Annotated in this window: 22 protein-coding genes and 1 riboswitch; of the genes, 2 read left to right on the top strand and 20 right to left on the bottom strand. The window is 33.3% G+C overall.

Annotation, left to right across the window (positions count from 1 at the left end):
- From HNR33_RS17230 to HNR33_RS17205, 6 genes are all read right to left on the bottom strand, one after another.
- Window positions 1-459: a GyrI-like domain-containing protein gene (locus HNR33_RS17230; RefSeq protein ID WP_429085626.1), complete on the bottom strand. Its 459-nt coding sequence runs from the start codon at window positions 457-459 to the stop codon at window positions 1-3.
- A gap of 16 nt (window positions 460-475) precedes the next feature.
- A complete protein-coding gene (locus HNR33_RS17225; protein WP_429085623.1) occupies window positions 476-1,333 on the bottom strand; it encodes an AraC family transcriptional regulator in 858 nt (285 codons plus the stop codon).
- Window positions 1,334-1,615: 282 nt separating this feature from the next.
- A complete protein-coding gene (locus HNR33_RS17220; RefSeq protein ID WP_429085621.1) occupies window positions 1,616-2,833 on the bottom strand; it encodes an FAD-binding protein in 1,218 nt (405 codons plus the stop codon).
- A 19-nt stretch (window positions 2,834-2,852) separates the two neighbouring features.
- Window positions 2,853-3,644 (bottom strand): electron transfer flavoprotein subunit beta, encoded by a 792-nt coding sequence (locus tag HNR33_RS17215; RefSeq protein WP_429085618.1) that lies wholly within the window; start codon window positions 3,642-3,644, stop codon window positions 2,853-2,855.
- 21 nt (window positions 3,645-3,665) lie between these two features.
- The gene (locus HNR33_RS17210; RefSeq protein ID WP_429085615.1) at window positions 3,666-4,805 is read right to left on the bottom strand and encodes an acyl-CoA dehydrogenase; all 1,140 of its coding nucleotides are present in this window, start codon (window positions 4,803-4,805) and stop codon (window positions 3,666-3,668) included.
- Between the two features lie 353 nt (window positions 4,806-5,158).
- Complete coding sequence (locus HNR33_RS17205; RefSeq protein ID WP_429085612.1) at window positions 5,159-5,800, bottom strand: redox-sensing transcriptional repressor Rex; 642 nt, start codon at window positions 5,798-5,800, stop codon at window positions 5,159-5,161.
- 244 nt (window positions 5,801-6,044) lie between these two features.
- Here HNR33_RS17205 and abc-f point away from each other — a divergent pair, with 244 nt between their 5' ends.
- A complete protein-coding gene (abc-f, locus tag HNR33_RS17200; RefSeq protein WP_429085610.1) occupies window positions 6,045-7,961 on the top strand; it encodes a ribosomal protection-like ABC-F family protein in 1,917 nt (638 codons plus the stop codon).
- A 407-nt stretch (window positions 7,962-8,368) separates the two neighbouring features.
- On the opposite strand, the gene tsaD is transcribed toward abc-f, so the two are convergent.
- Window positions 8,369-9,418: a tRNA (adenosine(37)-N6)-threonylcarbamoyltransferase complex transferase subunit TsaD gene (tsaD, locus tag HNR33_RS17195; RefSeq protein ID WP_429085608.1), complete on the bottom strand. Its 1,050-nt coding sequence runs from the start codon at window positions 9,416-9,418 to the stop codon at window positions 8,369-8,371.
- A gap of 527 nt (window positions 9,419-9,945) precedes the next feature.
- Between tsaD and HNR33_RS17190 the strand changes: the two genes are divergently transcribed.
- The gene (locus tag HNR33_RS17190; RefSeq protein WP_429085605.1) at window positions 9,946-10,113 is read left to right on the top strand and encodes a hypothetical protein; all 168 of its coding nucleotides are present in this window, start codon (window positions 9,946-9,948) and stop codon (window positions 10,111-10,113) included.
- A gap of 54 nt (window positions 10,114-10,167) precedes the next feature.
- On the opposite strand, the gene HNR33_RS17185 is transcribed toward HNR33_RS17190, so the two are convergent.
- From HNR33_RS17185 to HNR33_RS17125, 13 genes are all read right to left on the bottom strand, one after another.
- Complete coding sequence (locus HNR33_RS17185; protein WP_429085603.1) at window positions 10,168-10,389, bottom strand: hypothetical protein; 222 nt, start codon at window positions 10,387-10,389, stop codon at window positions 10,168-10,170.
- Window positions 10,390-10,451: 62 nt separating this feature from the next.
- Window positions 10,452-11,180, bottom strand: coding sequence for a Yip1 family protein (locus HNR33_RS17180; RefSeq protein WP_429085601.1), 729 nt, complete (start codon window positions 11,178-11,180; stop codon window positions 10,452-10,454).
- A 71-nt stretch (window positions 11,181-11,251) separates the two neighbouring features.
- The gene (locus HNR33_RS17175; RefSeq protein ID WP_429085598.1) at window positions 11,252-12,472 is read right to left on the bottom strand and encodes an ABC transporter permease; all 1,221 of its coding nucleotides are present in this window, start codon (window positions 12,470-12,472) and stop codon (window positions 11,252-11,254) included.
- A gap of 20 nt (window positions 12,473-12,492) precedes the next feature.
- Window positions 12,493-13,206: an ABC transporter ATP-binding protein gene (locus HNR33_RS17170; RefSeq protein ID WP_429085595.1), complete on the bottom strand. Its 714-nt coding sequence runs from the start codon at window positions 13,204-13,206 to the stop codon at window positions 12,493-12,495.
- Window positions 13,203-14,495, bottom strand: coding sequence for an efflux RND transporter periplasmic adaptor subunit (locus HNR33_RS17165; RefSeq protein ID WP_429085592.1), 1,293 nt, complete (start codon window positions 14,493-14,495; stop codon window positions 13,203-13,205). Before HNR33_RS17165 ends, HNR33_RS17170 begins: the two co-directional genes overlap by 4 nt.
- 354 nt (window positions 14,496-14,849) lie before the next feature.
- Window positions 14,850-16,130: a uracil-xanthine permease family protein gene (locus HNR33_RS17160; protein ID WP_429085589.1), complete on the bottom strand. Its 1,281-nt coding sequence runs from the start codon at window positions 16,128-16,130 to the stop codon at window positions 14,850-14,852.
- 147 nt (window positions 16,131-16,277) lie between these two features.
- Window positions 16,278-16,721: a ribosomal protein S18-alanine N-acetyltransferase gene (gene rimI, locus HNR33_RS17155; RefSeq protein WP_429085587.1), complete on the bottom strand. Its 444-nt coding sequence runs from the start codon at window positions 16,719-16,721 to the stop codon at window positions 16,278-16,280.
- Window positions 16,714-17,436 carry a tRNA (adenosine(37)-N6)-threonylcarbamoyltransferase complex dimerization subunit type 1 TsaB gene (gene tsaB, locus HNR33_RS17150; protein ID WP_429085584.1) on the bottom strand — a complete coding sequence of 241 codons (723 nt, stop codon included), beginning with the start codon at window positions 17,434-17,436 and terminating at the stop codon, window positions 16,714-16,716. Before tsaB ends, rimI begins: the two co-directional genes overlap by 8 nt.
- A gap of 331 nt (window positions 17,437-17,767) precedes the next feature.
- Complete coding sequence (gene tsaE, locus HNR33_RS17145) at window positions 17,768-18,235, bottom strand: tRNA (adenosine(37)-N6)-threonylcarbamoyltransferase complex ATPase subunit type 1 TsaE (RefSeq protein ID WP_429085581.1); 468 nt, start codon at window positions 18,233-18,235, stop codon at window positions 17,768-17,770.
- Between the two features lie 196 nt (window positions 18,236-18,431).
- Window positions 18,432-19,034 (bottom strand): ECF transporter S component, encoded by a 603-nt coding sequence (locus HNR33_RS17140; protein ID WP_429085578.1) that lies wholly within the window; start codon window positions 19,032-19,034, stop codon window positions 18,432-18,434.
- A 119-nt stretch (window positions 19,035-19,153) separates the two neighbouring features.
- Window positions 19,154-19,271: riboswitch (FMN riboswitch) on the bottom strand.
- Between the two features lie 51 nt (window positions 19,272-19,322).
- Window positions 19,323-20,483 (bottom strand): amidohydrolase, encoded by a 1,161-nt coding sequence (locus tag HNR33_RS17135; protein ID WP_429085576.1) that lies wholly within the window; start codon window positions 20,481-20,483, stop codon window positions 19,323-19,325.
- Between the two features lie 38 nt (window positions 20,484-20,521).
- Window positions 20,522-22,774 carry an ATP-binding protein gene (locus tag HNR33_RS17130; protein WP_429085573.1) on the bottom strand — a complete coding sequence of 751 codons (2,253 nt, stop codon included), beginning with the start codon at window positions 22,772-22,774 and terminating at the stop codon, window positions 20,522-20,524.
- 193 nt (window positions 22,775-22,967) lie between these two features.
- Window positions 22,968-25,121, bottom strand: coding sequence for a Tex family protein (locus HNR33_RS17125; protein WP_429085571.1), 2,154 nt, complete (start codon window positions 25,119-25,121; stop codon window positions 22,968-22,970).
- Window positions 25,122-25,231 lie beyond the last annotated feature (110 nt).

Raw genomic sequence — 25,231 nt, 5'->3', positions numbered from 1 at the left:
CTATTCCACCTCTTTTATAGGGAACAGGATCTCAGTAACATACTTGCTGGGGTTGCCTTTCAAAATCATCCCCGGCCCTTTGATAAACACCTCTCTGAATGGGAGCCGCAGCAACAAGTTATTCTTCTGTGCATATTGGTCGATAGCTGCATATGCGTTCTGCATCGTTTCATAAGGACCTACATGAGTAGCACATACCACTTTAATACGAGGCATTTCTTTTACCTCAACACCGCTTGCTGTAGGAGTTTCGGCAGTAGGAACACATAACTCCAATTCACCAACTTTCGTTTCAGAGTTCATAACATAGTAACAGATAAAAGGAGCACCGTTTGCCTTGCCGCCAATGGACTTGAACACATTTGGGAAAACCTTGTTTGCTTCCGTAACAATGCCCTTATAACGCATATAGGCTACACGAACAGGTTCAATATCTCTGATTTCAATATTGTAATTCATTTTATTCCCTCCAAATCTATTCTTTTTCTATAGCAATCCAAATTTCAGAATGCCCACCTTTTGGTTTCTCATCGCTGACAGGATAGACTTCAATATCTGGAATCTCTGCATACTTATAACCCGAAAACGGAAGCCATTCCGTCAGAAAACGTTTATACATGCTTTGAATGGACTCAGGATAGCGTCCATCACATTCTAAAACAACCCAAGTAGCAGCTGGAATTTCATATTCTACCATGCCCTCTGGTACAGGCTTATCCGTAACCACTGCAATACAGTAGAAAATATATTGTGGATTCGAATAAATACTAACACCCAAAAGGGTTTTGTGACTTTGCTCTGACAGACTGCAAATTTCTGAAAGTTGATTACCTTTCCACATTTCCTCCCAAAATCTTGGAACTATTTTTAAATTTTTCTCCATTTCTTCCTGCAGAGTAACTCTGACGCCCACAATCCGAAATGCTTCTTTTGTTTCAATTCGATACCGCATACTTTCGCCTCCCGTAACAGTAACCTTAAAACTGATTGGCGGATAAGCCTCTAATAGAACACCTTGAGCTCGTGCAGCAGCTGGAGAAATGCCATGAACATTTTGGAACGCACGATTAAACGCAGTAGGCGACGCATATCCGTATTTAAATCCTATTTCTGTAATCTTTGTGTCACAACCTTGTATTTCAAAAGCTGCTTGTGTCATTCTGCGGCGACGTATATATTCCGATAGTGAAATTCCTGCCACATATGAAAACATCCTTTGAAAATAGTAGGTCGAGCAACAGGCAATTTTTGCAGCTTCATCATAAGAAATTTTGCTGGTCAAATTGTGCTCTATATATTCGATTGCTTTACTGAGTTGCATAAGCCATTTCACATTAATCATCTCCTTGATAAAAGGTTATCAGAATAAAAATTTTATATCCTCTCTTTTTTTGCTCAGTTTTGTAAACTTTAAATATGATATATGATCTTACCTCTCACATGAAAAAAGAGATACCATTTCGTGTGAAACAGTATCCCTTATCTTTGTAACTATTCAGTTTTTATCTTGTTCTTGTTTGCTGATACCCCATAAACGTTGACTTTACTGTGTTTTCCTCACCAGCCTTATGGAACATTAGTGTTAACTACCTCTTATTAATTAATATTTAATTTTCTATGATAATGCTTTTATAGCACTAACTATATCATCTACATTATCTAACGCTTCAATAATAGCTGGTATTATCTCATTAACATCACCAACTATCCCAAAATCAGCAATTTTAAAAATAGGAGCATCTGGATTCTTGTTTATAGCAACTATACAATCAGCTTCTTGCATACCTGCTAAATGCTGAATAGCTCCGGAAATACCACAAGCAATGTAAAGTTTAGGTCTAACAGTCTTTCCTGTCTGACCAACTTGATGTGAATGTTCAACCCATCCCTCATCAACAGTTGCACGGGAAGCACCTACAACTCCACCTAGCTTTTTAGCAAGCTTTTCAACTAACTCAAAGTTTTCTCTAGTACCCAATCCTCTACCACCAGATACGATAATTGGAGCTTCTTCTAGTGCCACTTCACCTTTTCCACTCTTAACAACTTCAATAACCTCTGCCTTTATATCTGACTTGCTTAGATCAACATCTATTATTTCAATCTTTCCTTGTCTTGTTTCATCATATTGTGCTTTCTCCATTACTCCAGGTCTAACAGTAGACATCTGTGGTCTATGGTTAGGACATACAATTGTAGCCATAAGATTTCCACCAAATGCAGGTCTAGTTTGAAGAAGCTTGTTATCTTCTTCATCTATTTCAAGTCTCGTACAATCTGCTGTTAATCCTGTTCCCAGTCTAGCTGATAATCTTGGTCCTAGATCTCTTCCTATATTTGTAGCCCCAATAAGCATGATTTCAGGCTTTTTATCACTAACTAATTCTGATATTACCTTTGTGTATCCATCTGTAGTGTAAACATTGAGTAATTCATTATCAACATACAATACTTTATCAGCACCATATTTAACTAGTCTTTCAGCTGCTTCATCTAACTTACTTCCTAATAACACTGCAGTAAGTTCTACTCCAAGTGTATCTGCTATTTTTCTTCCTTCACCCATTAATTCAACAGCAACATTTAAAAGCTTACCTTCTCTTTGTTCAGCAAAAACCCAAACACCTTTATATAAAGAAACATCCACTCCGTTTCTTTCTTCTTCTTGCTTTTCAATAGCATTAACAGGGCACACCTCTACACATGCGCCACACGCTGTGCAGTTATCTTTTATAACTGCTTTGCCATTCTCCATGCTTATAGCATCGAATGGACAATTTTTTTGACATATTGAACAACCAATACATTTTTCTTCAATAACTCTGATAGCCATATTTTTCACCCCTCTATTATCAGATAATTTGTCTTTCTTTAAGTCCTACAACTAATCTTCTAGCAATTTCTGAAGCTGTTCCAGTTAATTTTTCTCCACCAGTCTTTTTAGATTCTGGTGTGAATGATTTCTTAACCTGAGTTGGAGAACCTAATAATCCGATCTGAGTTGTATCAACATCTATATCATTAACAGTCCAAATCTTAACCTTATTTTCTCTATATGCACTATATATTCCTTTTATTGATGGATATCTTGGCTCGTTAAGTTCTTTGATGGCAGTGAGTAAAACTGGCATTTCAGATTTTATTACAAAATATCCGTCTTCTAATGCCCTTTGAGCTTTAATTTCTTTACCATCTATGTCAAGCTTTTCTACATAAGTAATCTGAGGAATTCCAAGATGTTCAGCTATTTGTGGCCCAACCTGAGCAGTATCTCCATCTATCGCTTGTCTTCCACAGAATATAATATCAAAGTCCCCTATTTTCTTAATAGCTGCAGCAAGAGTTGTTGATGTAGCCCAAGTATCAGCACCTGCAAAAGCTCTATCACTTAAAAGAATGGCTTCATCAGCACCCATAGCTATAGCTTCTTTTAAAGCAACCTCCGCCTGAGGTGGTCCCATAGTTAACAAGATTACTTCCGCATCATCATACATATCCTTTATCTTTAATGCTTCTTCCAAAGCATTTTTATCGTCAGGATTTATAATACTAGGCACTCCTTCACGTATCAGTGTACCTTTTACAGGATCAATTTTAACTTCATTAGTATCAGGAACCTGTTTTACACAAACAATAATTCTCATAGCATCTCACTCCTTTTTTTCCTATTTCAATACATTAGCTGCTATTACCATCTTTTGAACTTGTGAAGTTCCTTCATATATCTCAGTTATTTTAGCATCTCTCATCATTCTTTCAACAGGATAATCTCTTGTATAACCATATCCACCATGGAGTTGAACAGCCTTAGTAGTAACTTCCATAGCTACTTCAGCAGCAAAAAGCTTTGCCATGGCTGCATCCTTGCTATAATCTAATCCAGAAGCCTTTCTATATGCAGCATTATAAACCATAAGTCTAGCCGCCTCTATTCTGGTAGCCATGTCAGCTATCATCCATTGGATACCTTGGAACTGTCCTATAGATCTTCCGAACTGTTGTCTCTCTTTAACATATTTAACGGCTTCATCTAATGCACCTTGAGCTATACCTAATGCTTGTGCAGCGATTCCTATTCTTCCTCCATCTAGAGTAGCCATGGCAATACCAAAGCCTCTTCCTTCTTTTCCTAATAGATTTTCCTTAGGAACTCTGCAATTTTCAAATATAAGTTCAGTAGTAGAAGATGCCCTAATACCCATTTTATCTTCTTTTTTGCCTATTTTAAATCCAGGATAATCTTTCTCAACTATAAATGCACTTATACCTCTAGTTCCTTTTGGTTTATCTGTCATAGCAAAAATAATGTAAACGTTTGCTTGTCCCCCATTTGTAATGAATATCTTAGTACCGTTTAATACATAGTCATCACCATCTAAAACCGCAACTGTCTGCTGTCCTGCTGCATCTGTACCAGCATTAGGCTCTGTAAGTCCAAACGCTCCTAAATACTCACCTTTCGCCATTGGAATCAAGTATTTTTGCTTTTGCTCTTCAGTACCAAATTTGTATATAGGCCAGCAAGCTAATGATGTATGTGCAGAACATATTACGCCTGTAGTACCGCAAACTCTAGAAAGCTCCTCAACAGTTATTGCATATGCTACCTCATCTCCACCTGCACCACCATATTGTGTCGGTATAGGAATGCTTAACATGTTATACCTCGCCATCTTTCGTACGTTTTCCATTGGAAACTCTTCTGTTTGATCAATCTCTGCAGCCATAGGCTTTACTTCATTTTCAGCAAATTCTCTGATAACCTTTCTTACCATTTCCTGCTCTTTAGTCAAGCTAAAATTCACTGTCTTTCCCTCCTCATCATAATCAATTAATATAAAAAAATGTTGATATTTTTTTAACTATTTTGGACAATCTAAATATTCATCTACCTCAATTATACTTTATAATTATTTTTTATTCCATATGGTTTGTTAATTATTTATCTTACAAATCCTTAACAATATAAGTGTTTTTCAATATACATGCTATAATTTGTTACATTTCGGTAATATTTTTTTGACTATTGTATGTAAGAATAGATTTAATACAATTATTATATTTTTGTATCCATGCAAACATCTATATTCTGTTAATAATATAACGTTAATTTTTTAATCTACTAAAAAAAATAAAGACCATCATTATTAGTGATGGTCTATTTCTGAAGTTTATTCTCTTTCAATAAGTAAGATAATATAAACAAGCTTTCATTTAAATGAACATTTTCTACAACCACATCATCTGGTACTCTTAAGTCTGTTGGAGCAAAGTTCCATATCCCATGTATTCCGCTATTTGTGAATTTATCCGCAACATCTTGAGCTTGGTCCTTTGGAGTAGTAATTATACCAATCTCAACCTTATGTTCAGCTATAAACTTCTCAATATGATCAATGTCTAGAACTTCAATATCTCTAATCTTTAATCCAATAACCTTTGGATTCTTATCAAACATTGCTAAAAGCTTAAAACCCGAATCCTCAAATCCTTTGTAATTAGCAACTGCTTGACCTAAATTACCTGCACCTACCAAAATAGTGTTATAAGCTTTTTCTAGTCCCAAAATTTTTCCTAATTGTTTATGTAACTCCTCAACATTATATCCATACCCTTGTTGTCCGAAGCCTCCAAAATTATTTAGGTCCTGTCGTATTTGAGAAGCAGTAAATCCTGTTATCTTGCTAAGCTCATGAGAAGAAATTCTATTAATGTCTTTATCTAACAGCTCTCCTAGATATCTATAGTATTTGGGTAATCTTCTTATAACGGCCATTGATACTCTACTATCTTTTCCCATTCTTTTTCACCACCTACTTTTCTCAATTTCATAAGTCTACAAATATTTTTTTAACATTATATCATCAGGATACCTATATGTCAATTTGTATACATTGCATTTTCAGCGGTTTGACAATGCATTGCCTTCATAATACCAATTTTTGTTTATTTTTTATCTATCTATTATATTTCCCTTTTATTTTATTTCTAAACTATTTTTGATAAAATTAAAGTAATAATGTTTTGATCAAGGAGGAAATACCGTGATAATTCTATCATGTAATAATATAGCTAAGAGTTATGTAGTAGATAATATAATTGAAGGTATAACATTTGCAGTAAATGATGGTGAAAAAATAGGTCTGGTAGGGCTAAATGGTGCTGGGAAGTCTACACTTTTCAATATACTAGCTGGTAAAATCGGCATGGATTCAGGTGATATATATATTTCTAAAGATTGTACCGTTGGATATTTAGAACAAAATACCCAAATTGAAAGTGAAAATTCAATATTTGATGAAGCTTTAATAGTTTTTCAGCCATTAATTGATATGGAAAAAAAACTAAGGAGCTTAGAGCATAATATAAGTATTGAAGGACAAGACCCAAACTCAAACAAGCTTGAAGCGTTGATGGAAGAGTATGCTCATCTGACAGAAGAATTTCAGAATAAAAATGGATATGGATATAAAAGTGAAATAAAAGGCATATTGAAGGGGTTAGGATTTTCAGAAGAACAGTTTTCTCAACCAATGTCTCAATTAAGTGGAGGTCAAAAAACAAGAGTATCTCTTGCAAAGCTTCTACTTAGAAAACCTGACATATTACTATTAGATGAGCCTACAAACCATCTTGATATACAAGCTATAGACTGGTTAGAAAAATATATAAAAGAGTACAAAGGAGCTGCTATAATAATCTCTCATGATAGATATTTTCTAGACAATACTGTTTCAAGAGTTTTTTATCTAGAAAATAGAGGCTTAAAGATATATAACGGTAATTATACTGTTTTCATGAGAAAAAGAAAAGATGAACTTGAACTTTTAGAAAAAAAATACGAAGAACAACAAAAGGAAATTGGCAGGCAAGAAGAAATAATAAGAAGGTTCATGTCATATGGTGGACAAAGGTATATAAGACAAGCTCAGAGTAGACAAAAAATGCTTGATAAGATAAAAAGGATTGAAAGCCCAGTCTCAGAAAACAAAAAATCAAGGATAAAATTCGAACCCAAAGTAAAAAGTGGAGATGATGTTCTGACTGTAGAAGATTTGGCAAAATCTTTTGATGATTATCAGCTATTCAGTAATGCAAATTTTAAAATATATAGGGGAGAAAGAGTAGGACTTATCGGTCCAAATGGTATCGGGAAAACAACATTATTTAAAATGATACTCCGAACCGTAGCTACCACAGATGGAGTTATTAACTTGGGGCATCATGTAAATATAGGATACTATGATCAGGAACAATCTAATCTTAATAGCGATAAAACTATTGTTGATGAAATATGGGACGAGCATCCTTCAATGGATCACTACCAAATCAGATCACTTCTTGCACAATTCCTCTTTATAGGAGACGATATATTTAAGGAAATATCAGAGTTAAGTGGTGGAGAAAAAAGCAGAGTTGCACTAATGAAACTCATGCTTTCTAAAGCAAATTTTCTATTGATGGATGAGCCAACAAATCATTTGGATATAGATTCAAAGGAAGTGCTTGAAGATGCCCTACTAAATTATGAAGGTACTCTCTTAGTAATATCTCACGACAGATATTTTTTAAATAAGGTAACTAATAAAATATTAGATTTATCCAAAGATGGTATTAGTGAATATCTTGGAAACTATGCTTATTACCTAGAAAAGAAAAATGCCCCTGTTTTTGATGAAGATCAGTACGATGATGAAAAAACAAAAACTCAACTCAAAGCAGAGCGCAAAAAAGAAAAAGAAAAAAAACAGCGTGAAAGGAAACAGCGTGATAAAATAAAGCTTTTAGAGAAAAGTATCTCAGAGCATGAACAAAGAATTAGTGAGCTTGAAGAGCTGATGTGTAACCCTGAAGTGTATTCTGATCATGAAAAAAGCCAAGAGCTTCACCAGGAAGCCCTTAATCTGAAAAAAGAACTTGAGACAATTTATGAAGAATGGATGGAGTTGACTGAAGAATAAAGAAAGATTAAATTAGATGGAATATTAATATTCCATCTAATTTTTATTTTTATAATATAAGATGTCGCTTTATGTCAACAACATATAATTCATATATTCCCATTATATTCTAAATCCCTAGGTAAAAAAATTAGTTTCCCCAATTAATCCACAAAATATTCACACAATCCACAGGTTTATCCACATTATTATGTGATATTATAAGTAAATCGTAATAATCTTTCCACATTATCCACATTGCTGTTGTTATTTATCATGTTAAGATGTGGACAAGCTGTGAATAAATAATTCGTAAATTGATGTCGAAAAATTTAGCTTTTAATTTACATAACATTATAAACATAAGAAAATTTAATTTATAGTACTATTAGATATATTCAAAATAAAAAATGTTATTTCGATATTAACTATTTAAATGCATCACCTAGCTTTAAATTCGGTATTGCATTTAGCTCTAGATTCGCTGTGTGTCCCTTTAAATATCCATAATACGCTGCACACCCTATCATAGCTGCGTTGTCTGTACATAATATCTTAGAAGGATACCTAATGTCCAAATTTTCTTTTTTTGACGCTTCATTTAACCTATTTCTTAGGCCTTCATTTGCAGCAACTCCACCTGCCATTACAACTGTTTTTGTATTATTTTTCTTGGCAGCTTTCACAACTTTATCAACTAGTACTTCTATTACTGCCTGTTGAAAGCTTGCTGCTACATCTTCAACTGAAATCTCTTCATTCTTTTGTTTTGCACTATTTAAGTAATTTAATACTGCTGATTTAAGTCCACTAAAGCTAAAATCAAAACTCCCTTCCTCTAAATATACTCTAGGAAAATCTATAGCATTCTTATTCCCCACATTTGAAAGCTTGTCAATCAATGGACCACCAGGGTATCCTAAGCCTAAAGCTCTAGCTACCTTATCAAATGCTTCTCCAGCAGCATCATCTCTTGTCCTTCCCATTAGTTCATATTCTCCATAATCTCTTACATTTACAATATGAGTATGTCCTCCGGATACTACAAGACATGTAAACGGTGGCTCAAGATCCTTATGCTCAATAAAATTTGCATATATATGACCTTCTATATGATTCACAGGGACTAATGGAAGATTTCTCCCAAATGCTAATGCTTTAGCCGTTGAAATACCTACTAATAATGCTCCAACAAGACCTGGCCCATAGGTGACTCCAATATTATCTATATCATCAAATGTTACATTTGCTGTGTCTAATGCTTGTTGAATTATAGTATTTATATTTTCTATATGCTTTCTTGATGCAACCTCTGGAACTACTCCTCCAAACTTTTTATGTATTTCTATTTGTGATGATATTATATTTGCTAAAACCTCTCTTCCGTTTTTTAAAACTGCAACTGATGTTTCATCACAAGAGGTTTCAATAGCTAATGTTATAATATTTTGTTTTTTATCAACTCTATTACTATCCAAGGCTTTCTCCTCCAATTTACCTAAAGTCTAATACGTTATATATACAACGTTGAAATTTGAATATGAATAAAAAAGAACATTCATGCCACGAAGGCTTTGAGAAAATTATAAGCTTATGAACTAAAAAATCTTAAAATTTGCAAACTCACTCCGAAAAATACTCCACTCAGACATAATGAAGTTCCAAAAATCTACGATTTTGTTGTAACTCCTTAGTCAGCGTAAGCTGAGTTTAATAAATATAAAAGCAGATTTTTTAGTTTCTTTCACCTAGTTTTCTTAGCAAAATCTCATAAGCATTCTCTTATCTTTTTTATTCATATTCAAATAGTAGCTTTTGTTTTGAATTTAATTATCTATATTATAACCTAATAATAACATAGATACTATAATCCTATGTTTATAAGTAAATTACTTCCCTAATATAGAAGCTTATGGTTAATACTACAGAATGTTTATATCATATATAAATTTATAAAGCAAATAATAATTATAAGGTAATGAATTTACCTTTGGGAGTGAAGTCTATGGCAAGAGATAATAAAGGTTTCTATTGGAAAATATCTTCTGCAAATGTCATGTCAGATGGTATGTTAAAAGAAGTAAGCTATGGAGACTTTGCACTTATGTCAGCTTTGAAGAATAAACCTCCTGAGTCTAGACATATTCACCAAAATCTCAACGAGTTTAGATAACAGAGACTATAAATAAAGCTGGGTACTATGAAAGTACCCAGCTTTATTCCAATATCAGTCAAGATCCTTATAGTCAAGCTCCATTGCCATATTAGTAAGTATCTCATCAGTTAAGTTGATATCACATTTGTGTTCATTAGTAAAATGTACACAATTCTCACAGCTTCTTTCTATCTGTCCTAGCGTCCCAATAGACGAAGTCATCGAAGCATTATTTGAAAATTCGTGCTGACTGCATCTATATGCCACTTTTTTTAATTGTTCTTTACTTGCCATAAAAAAACCTCCTTCTACAATATGTGTAATATTATTATTTGTATAAAAGAGGTTTTTATGTACTACATCATTTTTTGACTTACCATGTTTCCTGCTGCACCTAATCCAGCTGATATAAGTATATATACAATCCATGTTCCTAGAACAAGAATAGCTGCTTTTCCTTTGCTTACATTATAGGCTTTAGATATACCTATAATTGCTAATATCTGATACCAAATTATAAATATATCAATGTTAGCAAATACAGTATATATAAAGGTTCCCATCATTGACTCTGGAAGAAGGATTGCAAGAGATGTCATTATATTGAATTCACCAACTACTAATGACAATATAGTCGTAATAATGGCTCCAAGAAGCACTGGAAAATATGAATAAGCAACTATAGAAAATGACTGCTTAAATGTTCCATTGCCATCTACAAATCCCGAAAGTCCGTTAATTATTGCAGATTTTAACAGCCATGCTAATATTATTGTTACTGCAGTAATTATCATTGTTGAGTAGGCTTGAACGCTTAGTATGCTATCTAGCATAGGTGGTACTTCTACTCCCATATTTGAATACTGCTGTAGCATAATATCTCTTAAGAATTCTTTATAAAGTCCAATTCTCGCAAAGAATAGTAGTATTATGCCTGCTGGAATAACTAGCATAGGGAATAATATTTTTGGATACTGAGCAAGATTTTCAAATGCTTTATTTGGGCTGGTAAAAACATATTTCAGTCTTTCCCACCAACTAAAGGGTTTACTTTCAACTGAGTTTTGATTTAAATTTTCTGACATTATTTATACACCTCCACCCTTATGGTTATATTTTACATCATTGCATTGTTTCTATGCAATATTGTATTCTATTATTCATATCTTAATGCATCTATTGGATCAAGCTTCGCTGCCTTATTCGCAGGATAAATGCCAAAAAATATTCCTACTGCTGCTGAGAACAGCACCGCTATCAATATAGTGCCTATTGAAACTGTAGGAGGTATTCCTATGGACATGGCAATCAAGCTTTGGAATATCAGTCCGAGCAATGTACCTATGAGTCCTCCTGTACCTGATATGATCATGGCTTCTACTAGGAATTGTACTAGTATGTCTTTTCTAGTGGCTCCTATTGCTTTTCTTATCCCAATCTCTCTAGTTCTTTCTGTAACTGATACAAGCATGATATTCATTACTCCAATACCACCTACAACAAGTGATATCCCAGCTATTGCACCTACAACTTTAGATAGAACTCCTAATATCTGGTTCATCATATCCATTTCTTGCTTAGCACTATAATAAATATAATAATTTTTTCCAACATTTCTATGCTTTCTTTCAATAACCTTAACGATTTCTTTGCTGACTTCATCTATTCTATCACTATCTGCAATTCCAACTTGGAGTCCGTAATATTTATCTCCAAAACCCATTTTCTTTGTTATTGATATAGGCATGTAAAACGATGTAGTTTCACCCATGAACTGTTGATTCAAATTTTCTATTGTACCTCCTGGAGTCTGATAAACTCCTACAATAGTCATAGACATCTTAGAGTATCCTGTATCAATTGTAAGCTTTTCTCCTAAAACGTCGGTTCTCTTAAATAGCTTTTCAGCAAGCTTTTTATCAATAACACATACCTTTCTTGAACCCTTTATATCCGACTCAATTAAGAATCTTCCTTCTATAACATCTAAGTTTGTTAGTTTTCCAAAGTCTTCATTAACACCATATATATTTAGTGGAGAATCTTCCCTTCCTTTTAAAGCCGTACCAGACAAGGAAAATGATGCAGATATTCCAGTTATTTCATCACCAAATACTCTTCTAATAGTTTCTATATCCTCATCATCATAACGCTCTTCATATCTAGGATCTTCGTCCCAATTCATCATGAGTGCTACCCGGTTTGCACCATATTTTTCAAACTCACTTCCTATTTGAGCCTGGCTACCTTGACCAAGAGCAACTATAGTTATAACTGAGGATATACCTATAATTATTCCAAGCATCGTAAGAAAAGAGCGCATCTTATTTCCCCAAAGGCTGGACAGTGCAACGCTTATACTTTCCAAAAAGTTCATTCTATCACCTCAAATTACTTTCATTCATTAGCTGTCTGTGGCGCTATTATTATTTGATTTTCAACCTGTCTATCTTCAATCAGTCTACCATCTCTAAACACTACTATTCTTTTAGAATGCTGTGCAATATCCGGCTCGTGAGTTACAAGTATTATAGTAACCCCTTCCTTGTTAAGCTGCTGAAATATAGCCATAATCTCTTCCCCTGATTTAGTATCAAGATTTCCTGTAGGCTCATCAGCTAGTAGAATCGCAGGATTATTTACTAAAGCTCTTGCAATCGCAACTCTTTGTTTTTGTCCGCCGGATAGCTCATTTGGTTTGTGATGGACTCTTTCTCCCAGTCCAACCTTTTCTAGAACCTCCATAGCTTTTATTCTTCTTTCCTTTATACTTACTCCTGCATACATCATAGGTAACTCCACGTTCTTCAATGCTGAAGTACGAGAAAGTAGATTAAAGGATTGAAAAACAAAACCAATCTTTTTATTTCTTATAGCTGCTAGCTCTTTTTCATTAACCCCTTCAACACTAACACCATCCAGTATGTATCTGCCAGATGTAGGTCTGTCCAAGCAACCTAAAATATTCATGAACGTAGATTTTCCAGAGCCTGAAGGTCCCATTATAGATACAAACTCTTTTTCGTGTATATCTAGGTTTACTTCTTTTAAAGCTTCCACTTCTATTGAACCAGTTCTATATATTTTCCCAAGATTCTCTATATTAATCATTTCTGCTCACCTTTATCGTTTAGAATACTAACATCCATTCCATCCTTCATTTTATCGTTTGGATTAATAACAATCTTATCTCCAAGCTTAATTTGGTCAGATATTACTTCTTGCTTTAAGTCTCCCATTATTCCTACTTCTATTGGTATTTCTTTAAGCTTGTTATTCTCAACTTTAAATACGACCTTTGTGCCGTCTTTGTTTTCATATACAGTTTCATAAGGTAAAACCAAGGCATCTTTCTTATGAGCTGTATTTATTGATACATTAGCTGAAAAGCCAGGTTTTAAGTAATCATCCACGTTATGTATGTTTATCCTTATTGTAACATTTGTTTCTTTACCTGCATTTGTATTCATAATTGTTGCAGCTGGTGCAATATATGCTACTTCTCCCTTTATTTCCTTATTCTTAAAAGCTTCTCCAGTTATATCTACTTTTTGTCCTAGCTTTATGCTATTAATGTCATATTCACTGATATTTACTTCTATTTCAAGATTAGTTATATCATCCATCACGAATAAAGGCGTTGCAGATGTGGCTGTAATCCCTACTCTAGCATTTGAAGATACTATTGTACCATTCATAGGACTTTTTATTATTGACTGCTCCAGTGCCTCTTTTTGAGCCTTAAGATTTATTTCCTGAAGTTCAACATTTTTTCGTTGAAGCTCTATACTTGATTCAGTGTCATCATTTTCAAGCATATCATTAAGCTGTTTTTGAGCTAGTTCATATCCGTTTTTTGCAGTAATTAATGCAGTTTCGTCTGCTTCAAGCACTGTTTTGCTTATTGCTCCTGCTTCATACAACTGCTTAGAGCTTTTCACCTTTTCCTGTGCTTGATCATAGGCAAGCTTAGCATTTTCTACAGACTTTTCAAGCTCAAACGTACTAACTCCAGCTTCGGCTTTATCCTCCATGTTTTTAAGTTTTTGCTTTTCAAGTTCTAGGTTTATTTCTGCTGTCTTTATCTTGTATTCAAGGTCTTTAGTATCAAGTCTTGCAAGAATATCGCCTTCAGAAACCTTATCTCCCTCTTTTACAAGTACTTCTTCAATATTATAAGGAAGATTAGACACTATGTTTCTTTGATCCTTTGTCTTGATAATACCTTCTGTAGTTAATATAGAATCAAAGTTATCTTCTTTTTCTACGTTTACTACACTCACATATACACTTGGTTTTTCTTCTTTGTTTACTGCTTTCAGCACACCAACAGATATTATTGCTATACCTAGGACTACAGCTGCAGTAATAGCTACGATCTTTTTCTTATTTTTTGCCATAATTTTACCTCCCCATATTTCTTTCATCATGCCTTATGGCATTGCATAAAATAAACTCTCAGTAAGCAATTTAAGCCTACTTAAATAATAGACTAATATTTAGATAAAGATACTTCATTTTCCTTCAAAATATTCTAATCTTAATAAAAAATTAACAATTGAGGTCAAAAACAAAAAAAGCCTAATACATCACCACTACACTCCTGCCTGTCCACACTTGCCTTACACTTATCTAAAAGCTGAAATCAATCTTAATACTCATTATATCAAATTGGGAAAATAATCATAGTATAATTGATTGCAAGCCTATGCTATTCATGCTTAATTCACATTTTAATCTACCACTATTTGCAGTTATTCTGTTGGCAGTAACTTGTTTAATATGATACCTATTATTGCTGCCAATGCCATTCCCTCTAATGTAAAATCCAATCTCCCTAATTTGATTGGAAGTGTAGCCCCACCTAGACCAAGAACCAATATAACTGCTGCAATGATTAGATTTCTTGAACTTGTGAAATCTACTTGATTTTCAACAAGTGTTCTAGCCCCTATTGCAGCAATCATACCAAATAGAACTATAGATATTCCTCCAATTACTGCTGTAGGAATAGTGCTGATAACTGCACCAAGCTTAGGACTTAGACCAAGAATAATTGCAAATATGGCTGCTATTCTCATTATCAATGGATCCCATACTCTAGTAAGTGCTAATACTCCTGTATTTTCAGAATAAGTTGTATTTGCAGGACCACCAAACATTGCAGAAACAGCTGTTGCTACACCATCACCAACTAATGTTCTGTGAAGACCTGGGTCTTTTATAAAATCTCTTTCAACTGTAGAACCGATTGCAAGTACATCTCCTATATGCTCTATCATTGTAGCTAATGCTATAGGAGCAACAATCATGATAGTTGAAAAATCAAACTTTGGGAGAGCAAACTTAGGAAGTCCATAAACTGGAGCAATCGTAATAGGTGTAAAATCTACATTACCAATAAATACAGCAACAATATATCCACCTATTAATCCAATTATGACTGGAACAACCTTTAAAAATCCTTTTGCAAAAACACTTACAATTGTTACTATCAAAAAGCTTATAATTGCAAGGCCCCAATGATTTGAAGCCATGTCTATAGCTGTAGGAGCAAGCTTTAGTCCTATTACTATTATTATAGGTCCGGTAACAACTGGTGGAAAAAATTTTATTATCTTTTCTATACCAAAAAAATATATTAGCACAGCTAGTATAAGATAAATCAGTCCCGCTACTACTATTCCCCCTCTTGCGTAAGCTAACCCCTCTGCAACCTGAGCCCCCTGTCCATTTGAAAGTGCTTCTGCAACATCAGTTATTCCAGTTTTTAAAGCCAATACTGCAAGCATCGGTGCTATAAAAGCAAACGAAGACCCTAGAAAAGCAGGTATCTTTCTTTTAGTAATAAAGTGAAATATTAGTGTGCCTACACCTGCTAAAAATAAAGATACAGAAATATCAAGTCCAGTGATAATAGGAACTAAAACTGTGGCACCAAACATTGTAAATGTATGTTGTATCCCTAATATAATTTTCTTTGTTTTAGATATATTACTAGAATCTCTAATAGTATAATGCTTATCCTTACTCATGCATTATCCCTCCTCCTATAAATTGAATATTTCCTTAAAATACTCATTTCTTCTTTATTTAGTATTGTTTACTTGTAGGCTGAATAACATTCAAGTAAAAACAAAAAAGCAAGCAAGGACCATCCTAACTTGCTTGTTCCTACTTGCTTACTCTTTCCACATGATTATTGCATCTTCTTTTGTATCTGAATAATACCCAGGTCTTATGCCACATTCCTTAAATCCGTATTTCTTGTACAATGACTGTGCTACTATATTCGACTTCCTAACCTCTAAAGTCAGACTAGTTATTCCTCTCTCCTTGCAAATATCTATTAGCTTTTCTACAAGAAAATTACCTATACCTTGTCCTCTGTACTGGGACTCAACAGCTATGTTTGTTATATGACCTTCATCTATTATTAACCATACTCCTCCGTATCCTACTATATGTCCATCTCTTTCTGCAATTACATATTTAGCTAATTTATTAGTTGTAATCTCCAGAACAAATGCTTCCTTCGACCACGGTGTCGTAAACGACAGTTCCTCTATTCTAAGAACTCCGTCTACATCTTTTTCTTCCATTTCTCTAACCAGTATATTACTCATTTTTAACACCACAACAGCTATTTCTATTATTATATTCTCTTTGAGCTTGAGATTCTCTCAAATAATTTGGCGCCAAATCAAATAAGTCATCTGTATTTCCTTCTGTTGCTTTTGCCATTGCAAGCTCTGCTACAGAAGCCGCTCTGGCCATGTTAGTAGACTTTGGTGCAAAAATAGCTCTATCTCCTAGTTCTTTGATTAATCTATCCTTATATACAAGAGTTCCATCACCATTAAAAACTATATTTTCACTTCTTTCCTTTAATATCTGAATAAGTTCATCTACCTCTAATACACTCTGCTCCATAAGCATGCACAGGCCTCCACTGGACCATTTATATATTCCAGTAAATACTCTATCTCTTCTTGCATCCATTATAGGTACTACAATACCTTCACTAAACGGCAGATTAAAAGCTAATGCATCAAGAGTAGGTACTCCTATTACAGATTTATTAGTTGCATGAGCCAAGCCTTTTATAGTAGCAATACCTATTCTTAGACCAGTAAATGAACCTGGTCCTTGAGCAGCGGCATATACATCAATATCTTCTGGTTTTAGATTACAGCTATCTAACATTTCCTTTATCATGGGCATTATAGTTTGTGAATGAGTCATTTTTTGATTTAATATGTATTCAGCAAGTAGCTTATCATCATCAAGTATCGCACAGGTTGCTACAATACTAGATGTATCAATAGCAAGTACTTTCATATTTTATTCATCTCCTAAATATTAAATTAATGTTTAAATTTGAATACAAATAAAAAAGATAAGAGAATGCTCATGAAATTTTGCTAAGATAACTAGGCGAAAGCAACATAAAAATCTGCTTTTATATTTATGAAACTCAACCTACACTAGCTAAGGAGTTACAACGAAATCGTAGATTTCTGGAACTCCATTATGTCTGAGCGGAGTGTATTTCGGAGCGAGTTTGCAAATTTTAAGATTTTTTTGTTATTAAACCTATAATTTTCTCAAGATCTTCGTCACATGAGTGTTCTTTTTTATTTTATTAAAAAGCTGCTTTTTGGGAATCTAACTATTTATACATTTCATGTAAACCTTCTATTATCCTTTCATATTCATCCCCATATCCAGATATCAAGATTTCTCTCTCGTCTGCTGAACTTCCTTTTTTTATCTCTATATAAAGTTTATCTTTTGGTAAAATATCTTCTATTATATTAGCCCATTCTATAATTGTCACACCATCTGAATAAAAATATTCTTCATATCCTAAATCATACATTTCATCTATATCATTTATTCTATATACGTCAAAGTGGTATAATGGGCATCTTCCTTCATATTCGTTTATAATAGTAAATGTGGGACTTGTAACATATTCATCTACATCAAGTCCTTTTGCTATTGATTGAGATAAAGTAGTTTTTCCCGCACCTAAATCTCCTGTCATACATATTATTTCTCCACCATTAAGTAACCTTCCTATATTTTCTCCTAACTTTTCTGTGGCTTCAACACTGTTTATAATAATTTTAAACAATTACTTCATCCTTTCCTTCTCTCTAGGCTTTAAAAATATTATATCCACTTTACAGTGGATATACAAGTGCCCTAAGCACACAAAAAGGCATCTCAAATTGAGATGCTTTCTATTTCAAAAAAATATATATATATGAATAGAAAAGATAAGAAAATGCTAATGAGATTTTGCCGTTCTTTTTTATTAATATTCTCTCTTATCTATGAAGTGCTGGAGATACTCTTTTATAAAGAGGCAAAGTAACTAGCGAAACTAATACACCTTTTGCAAAGTTGAAAGGAACTATTCCAAACAATATAAATGTTCTATAGTCTACTACAAATTTGTTTACCTTAGCACCAAGCTCAACATATGCCTGTATAGGCATCCCATACAGCTTCGCATAGAATGGTATAAGTAAGTAGTAATTCATCACTGAAGCAATTAAGGTCATTACTATTGTTCCTGCTATCATACCAATAACAGCCATTTTAAAGCTCTTATTTTTACTGTATATATAGCCAGAAGTAAACACTAATACACTTCCAACTATAAAGTTAGCAAGCTCTCCAACTCCCATTGTTGAAGTCCCCTTTATAGCTATATGAAGTATGTTCTTTATTAGTTCTATCAATACTCCTGCAACGGGACCTAGTGAAAAAGCTCCAATAAGCGCTGGTAAATCGCTCAAGTCAATCTTAAGAAATGTTGGAGTAAACCAAAGTGGTATCTCTATATACATTATTATAAATGCAATTACTGATAATACCGATATTTTGGTCATCATTCTTGTAGATATTTTCTGTTTCATTGTCAACATAATAACCCCTCCAAGTATTATATTTCTCTTCAGAGCCATTAGACGCTAAAAAGCCCTGAAGCATCGTATCAGGGCTTGAATATCAAGATAGTCAACCTAGCATACACTAGATTAAACTTTCTAACCTTCTTCCATCCAGACTTTACTGTCGGTCTTGGAATCTCACCAAGTCAACTGCAAAAGCAGCTCGCGGACTATACCGCCGGTCGGGAATTACACCCTGCCCTGAAGATTATAAAAATATTTAATTTACAGTTTAATTATTTCATACAAGTATTATTTTGTCAATTATCTTTTATATATAATTTTTCCATCGATTATTGTAGCAAATGTTTTGCAGTCTATATCTGTAAGAGGATTTCCATCAAATATTACTATATCAGCATCCTTACCTACTTCTATGCTTCCAACTCTGTCGTTAATGCCAAGAATTTCCGCTGCATTTATAGTTATAGCTTTCAGTGCTTCTATTTCATCTAGCCCTGATTTTACTGCCAATCCTGCACAAAGCGGAAGATATTGCAGTGGTATAACAGGTGAATCTGTCATTATAGCTATCTTTACTCCTGCTTTTTGTAATACCGCAGGTGTTTCAAATGTCAAGTTTCTTAATTCAAATTTAGATCTATCAGTCAAACTAGGTCCAACAATGGCATATTTACCCTCTTCAACAATATGCTCGGCTATTAAATGCCCTTCGGTACAATGATCTAAAGTAATGTCCAAATCAAACTCCTTTGCTATTCTTAAAGCAGTAAATATATCATCAGCTCTATGAGCATGAGCTTTTAAAGGGATTTCTTTTCTTATAACCTTGACCATAGCTTCCATTTTCATGTCGAACTCAGGAGCTTTGGAAGGATCGTCCTTAGATTTTTCAAGTTTTTCTGCGTATCTCTTTGCTTTAATAATAGTTTCTCTAAGTACAGCTGCTGTAGCCATTCTAGTCATAGGGGATTTTTTTTGATTGCTATATACCCTTTTTGGATTCTCGCCAAAAGCTATCTTCATAGCTAGAGGCTCCTTTACTATCATGTCGTCTACCCTATCTCCATAAGTCTTTATAGCAGCAAATTGCCCTCCAACAACATTGGCACTTCCTGGACCTGTTGCAGCACATGTTACTCCCCCTTCATATGCCTCTTTAAAGCTTATATCCATTGGATTAATACCATCTATTGCTCTTAAATGAGGCGTTACAGGATCAACCATTTCATTTCCATCATCACCCTCAAATCCAATGCCACTTTCCCACATTCCAAGATGACAATGAGCATCTATAAACCCTGGGGTAACCATTCTTCCTTCCGCATCAATGACTTCGGTATCTAACGGCGCTACAATATCATTTCCTATTTCTTTTATCTTGCCATTTTCAATTAGGATACTTCCATTCTCATAATTTTTGTCTGCCATAGTATAAATTTTAGCATTCTTAATCAGTAACATAAAAAGCCCCCCTAAAAATTCTATAATTTAAATAAACATCAAGATAAGATTACGCTATTTACAGCTGAAGCTAATTCATCAATAGTACATGGTTTATGTAATACATAGTCGATATATCTTATCGTGTCTTCCTGCAATCCACCAGGCCATCCAGTCATCAATATGAATTTAATATCTGGATATCTATATTTTACAAACTTTGCTACTTCTATTCCATTCATAACAGGCATAGCAAGATCACATATTATTATATCATATTTACATTCTGACAGCCTATCCATAACTTCTCCACTATGCAGCTCAGTTTCTGCTTTTACATTTATAACATCAAGCATTTTAACAATAGTTCCTCCAACTTGCTCTTTATCATCAATAACGAGTGCTTTCAAATTGTCAAATTTCATCAGCTCATTTGTTTTAGTATTTATTTTATCTATCTTTTTATCTGATTTATGCTTATTAAAAGATATCTTAAATCTAGAACCATACCCTAGTTCGCTTTCTAACTCTATATCCCCATCATGATCTTCAACTATTCTTCTAACAATACTAAGTCCAAGTCCTGTTCCTCTAGCCTCTTTTGTGCTAAAAAATGGTTCGAAAATCTTCTCCCTGATTTCATGAGATATACCTGTTCCTGTATCTTGTATTTCGATAAAGACTTTATTAGCTTTATCATATGTTTTAATAATCAAAAAACCTCCATTATCCATTGCATCCATAGCGTTCATCAAAATATTTAGCACCACTTCCCTTATTTCATGTTCATTACAGTATATCTCACTTTTAGAGTTAAGCTCTCTTATCATTTCTAACCTAATTCCATTGCTCTCATATGTATTTTTCCACCTGGGTCTTGCCATTTCAATGCTGCTTTCAACTATAGAGTTTAATAAGTGTGGTGCACGAATATTGTTGTAGTGCTTTCGGTTAAAGCTCTGTATTTTATCCACTATAGCTTTTCCGTCTAATGCAGATTTGTATATTATTTCAAAATATTCCTTTATCTCTTTATCTAATTGCTTTGTTAAAGCAATCTGAGAAAAACCTAGTATTGCTGTCAACAAATTGTTAAAATCATGTGCAATTCCTCCAGCTAACTCGCCTAATGCTCTTAACTTTTCTGCTTTGATTAGTCCATTATGGTACTCTTCATTATCTTTTTGCTTTTTAAATAACGCAAGCATTGTACTTCCTACCGCCTCTAAAAAAGGCATGTGTTCATTAAAAAGAACTGAATCTTTACTAGAAAACAACAGTATTAGTGCATTTATATCCTTTTCTTTTCCTTTTATAGGTATTTTTATTACCGTCTTTATTCCGTATTTCTTGCTTATATGAGCCTTTTGCAGTTCCTTGAATCTTGTTGATGTTTCAATAGTTACACCATTACTCGAAACTTCTAATGTGTTGTTTTTATCATATTTAATTTTCGATAGTTCTTCTAAAAATCCATAAGGTAAATTATATCTCCCGATAATATCTTTACTGTCATTTTCGCCCATTAGGCTTATAATATAGCCAAAATCAACTCCAACTATATCAGTTAACTTCTTTAGCGATGTATTCAGAAGTTCATTTCCACTCTGCATATATGACATGTCTAGTATAAGCTCATTTATAAGCTCAAGCTTGTTCTTTTCTCTGTATAGTGCATTCCTATCAACAATGTCGCTTTTTAAAAATCTGAATAAAGTTTCAATTTCTTTGAACTTTTCAGGTCCATAGGAATATATAGTATCATAATTATTTATAACAAACATATCATGCAAGGAAAATAATTTATAAAAATGCTCTTCAGTAAAATTATCAAACATATATTTTGTAAAGATCATAATTTCTTTATCTTTAGCCAGACTCTTTATTTTTTTATGAAATTGATAGAGCTGCTCAATCGTTGTTCTTCTAAAATAAAAGTCATCTCTTACGCTGTGAATTATTATTTTATGATAGCCATTATCGTAGCACTTTTTTATCAGATCATCATAATACTCTAAAATGCTATCTACATCAAACTTATTGTCCCACAAATATATTTTTTCAGCTGAAATCATTACTAATTTCCCATTCTCTATAAGCGATTCATAATCCATACCCCATGATTTAATTACATTCTTCTTTTCCACAAGACCTTCTGGAGAATTATATACGCATATATAACATCCTCCATCATTTAAAACATCAGAAATTATTCCTTTTAACGGATTATTATTTGTTTCAATCAAACTAGAGCTGATAACTCCACAGAACATACCAGGTAAATATTTCAAACTCTTAAGCCGTCTATTCATAAGAATCTCCCCTATTTGATGATTTTTACCAGTTATACCAATTATATTATTCTATAATCATACTGGAATTCCTTTTTTTTATAATACACAAACAAATATTATTTTCGAAATGATTACTTTTTTGGAAAATTAAGTGTACACAAAAAGACATACCAATAGTATGTCTTTTTGAAAAACATTAAGAACCAAGTTTTTACATCTTCACTTGCTTAATACTCAAAGAAATCTTTCCTCTTTCTATATCTAAACCTATAATTTTAACTTTGACTTCATCACCAACAGATACAACATCCATTGGATTTTTAATAAATTTATTGCTTAACTCAGAAATATGCACTAATCCATCTTGTTTTACTCCTATATCAACAAAAGCACCAAAATCTACAACATTCCTTACTGTTCCAGTCATAATCATATCCAGCTTTAAATCTTCCATTTTTAGAACATCACTTCTGAAAATAGGCTTAGGCATTTCTTCTCTAGGATCTCTACCTGGCTTTTTAATCTCTTCAATAATATCTTTCAGCGTAGGAACACCTACTTCTAATTCACCTGCTAATACTTCTATGTCTGGTATTCTTTCTTCTATATTCTTAAGCTTTCCTTGTCTTATGTCATCAGTGCTATAGCCTAATTTTTCTATTAGTCTCATAGTTATTTCGTAAGATTCAGGATGTACAGCAGTATTATCTAGAGGATTATCCCCATCAGAAATTCTTAAAAACCCTGCACATTGCTCGAATACTTTATCACCTAACCTTTTAACTCTTTTTAGTTCTTTTCTATCTTTAAACTTCCCATTTTCCTCTCTATATTTTACAATATTCTTAGCTACTGAAGAAGATATGCCAGAAACATATTGTAGTAACGATGGTGTAGCAGTGCTTAAATCTACTCCAACACTGTTAACACAATCCTCAACTACATTTTTTAATGTTTCCCCTAATTTACTTTGATTCAAATCGTGCTGATATTGCCCAACACCTATACTTTTAGGGTCAATTTTAACTAGTTCAGCTAAAGGATCTTGTAATCTACGTCCTATAGAAATTGCTCCTCTAATTGATACATCTATATCCGGATATTCTTCTGTAGCCAATTTCGATGCAGAATACACAGATGCTCCTGCTTCACTAACAATTGTATAGTACACTTTCCTATCAATTTCTTTTATCATATCTGAAACTAATAGCTCTGTCTCTCTTGATGCAGTTCCATTTCCTATTGGTATAATGTTTATATCATATTTGTTTATTAGATCTTTCATAACCTTTTTTGACTCTTCTACCTTATTATGAGGCTCATTAGGATAAATAGTAGTATAATCTAACAATTTTCCAGTCTCGTCTAATACAACAAGTTTGCAACCTGTTCTATAGCTCGGGTCAATAGCTAAAATTCTAACATTCTTTACTGGTGGAACCAGCAATAATGGCTTAGTGTTTTTGCCAAAAACCTTAATTGCTTCTTCTTCGGCTCTTTCTGTCAATAAATTTCTAATTTCTCTTTCAATGGAAGGAGATATCAAACGTTTATAAGCATCTTCTATAGATTCTTTAAGTAAAGAAATTGTCACAGATTTACTGTTTATTATAACCTTTTTCATTAAATAATTAATTATATCTTCATCAGGGCTTAGCACTTTAACCTTTAGCTTTTTCTCTTTTTCTCCTCTATTTACAGCTAATATTCTATGGTTTGCAATTTTATTTACTGCCTCATTGAAACCATAGTACATCTCATAGACTGTCTTTTCTTCCTGATCTACTGCTTCACTATTTATGATACCTTTATTAAAATTCATTTCTCTTATTCTTTCTCGATACTCTGCGTTATCAGAAATGATTTCAGCTATAATATCTTTTGCACCATTTATAGCATCTTCTACAGTATTTACTTCTAATTCTTCATTAATATACGGTGAAGCTAATTGTTCAATAGTCCCACTTACAACCTCTTGCTTTAATATTAATTCAGCCAATGGTTCAAGTCCTTTTTCTTTTGCAACTGTGGCGCGTGTTCTTCTTTTTTGCCTGTATGGTCTATACAAATCTTCAACCTTTTGAAGTACGTCAGCTTTTAGTATATCTGCCTTTAGCTCTTCTGTCAGTTTTCCCTGTTCATCAATTAACCTTATAACCTCTTCTTTTCTTAATTCTAAATTTCTTAAGTATGTAAGTCTATCGTCAAACTCTCTTAATACTTCATCACTTAATCCGTCGGTCATCTCTTTTCTATATCTAGCAATAAACGGTATAGTATTACCTTCGTCAATAAGCTTTATAGTGCTTTCTACTTGAATTTTCTTTAATTTTAGCTCCTGTGTCAATTGAGATACGATATCCATTAGTTTTCTCTCCTTTTATAATAATTTCTTCCTTTATTATATACTTTGATAAAAAAAGACACAAGTAATACAGCAGTCTCATATATACAACAGTGTTTTGCAAAGATTAA

This window comes from Brassicibacter mesophilus (genome assembly GCF_050433385.1).
Lineage (GTDB): Bacteria > Bacillota > Clostridia > Tissierellales > Proteiniboraceae > Brassicibacter > Brassicibacter mesophilus.
This window is presented reverse-complemented; position numbering and strand designations above follow the sequence as displayed.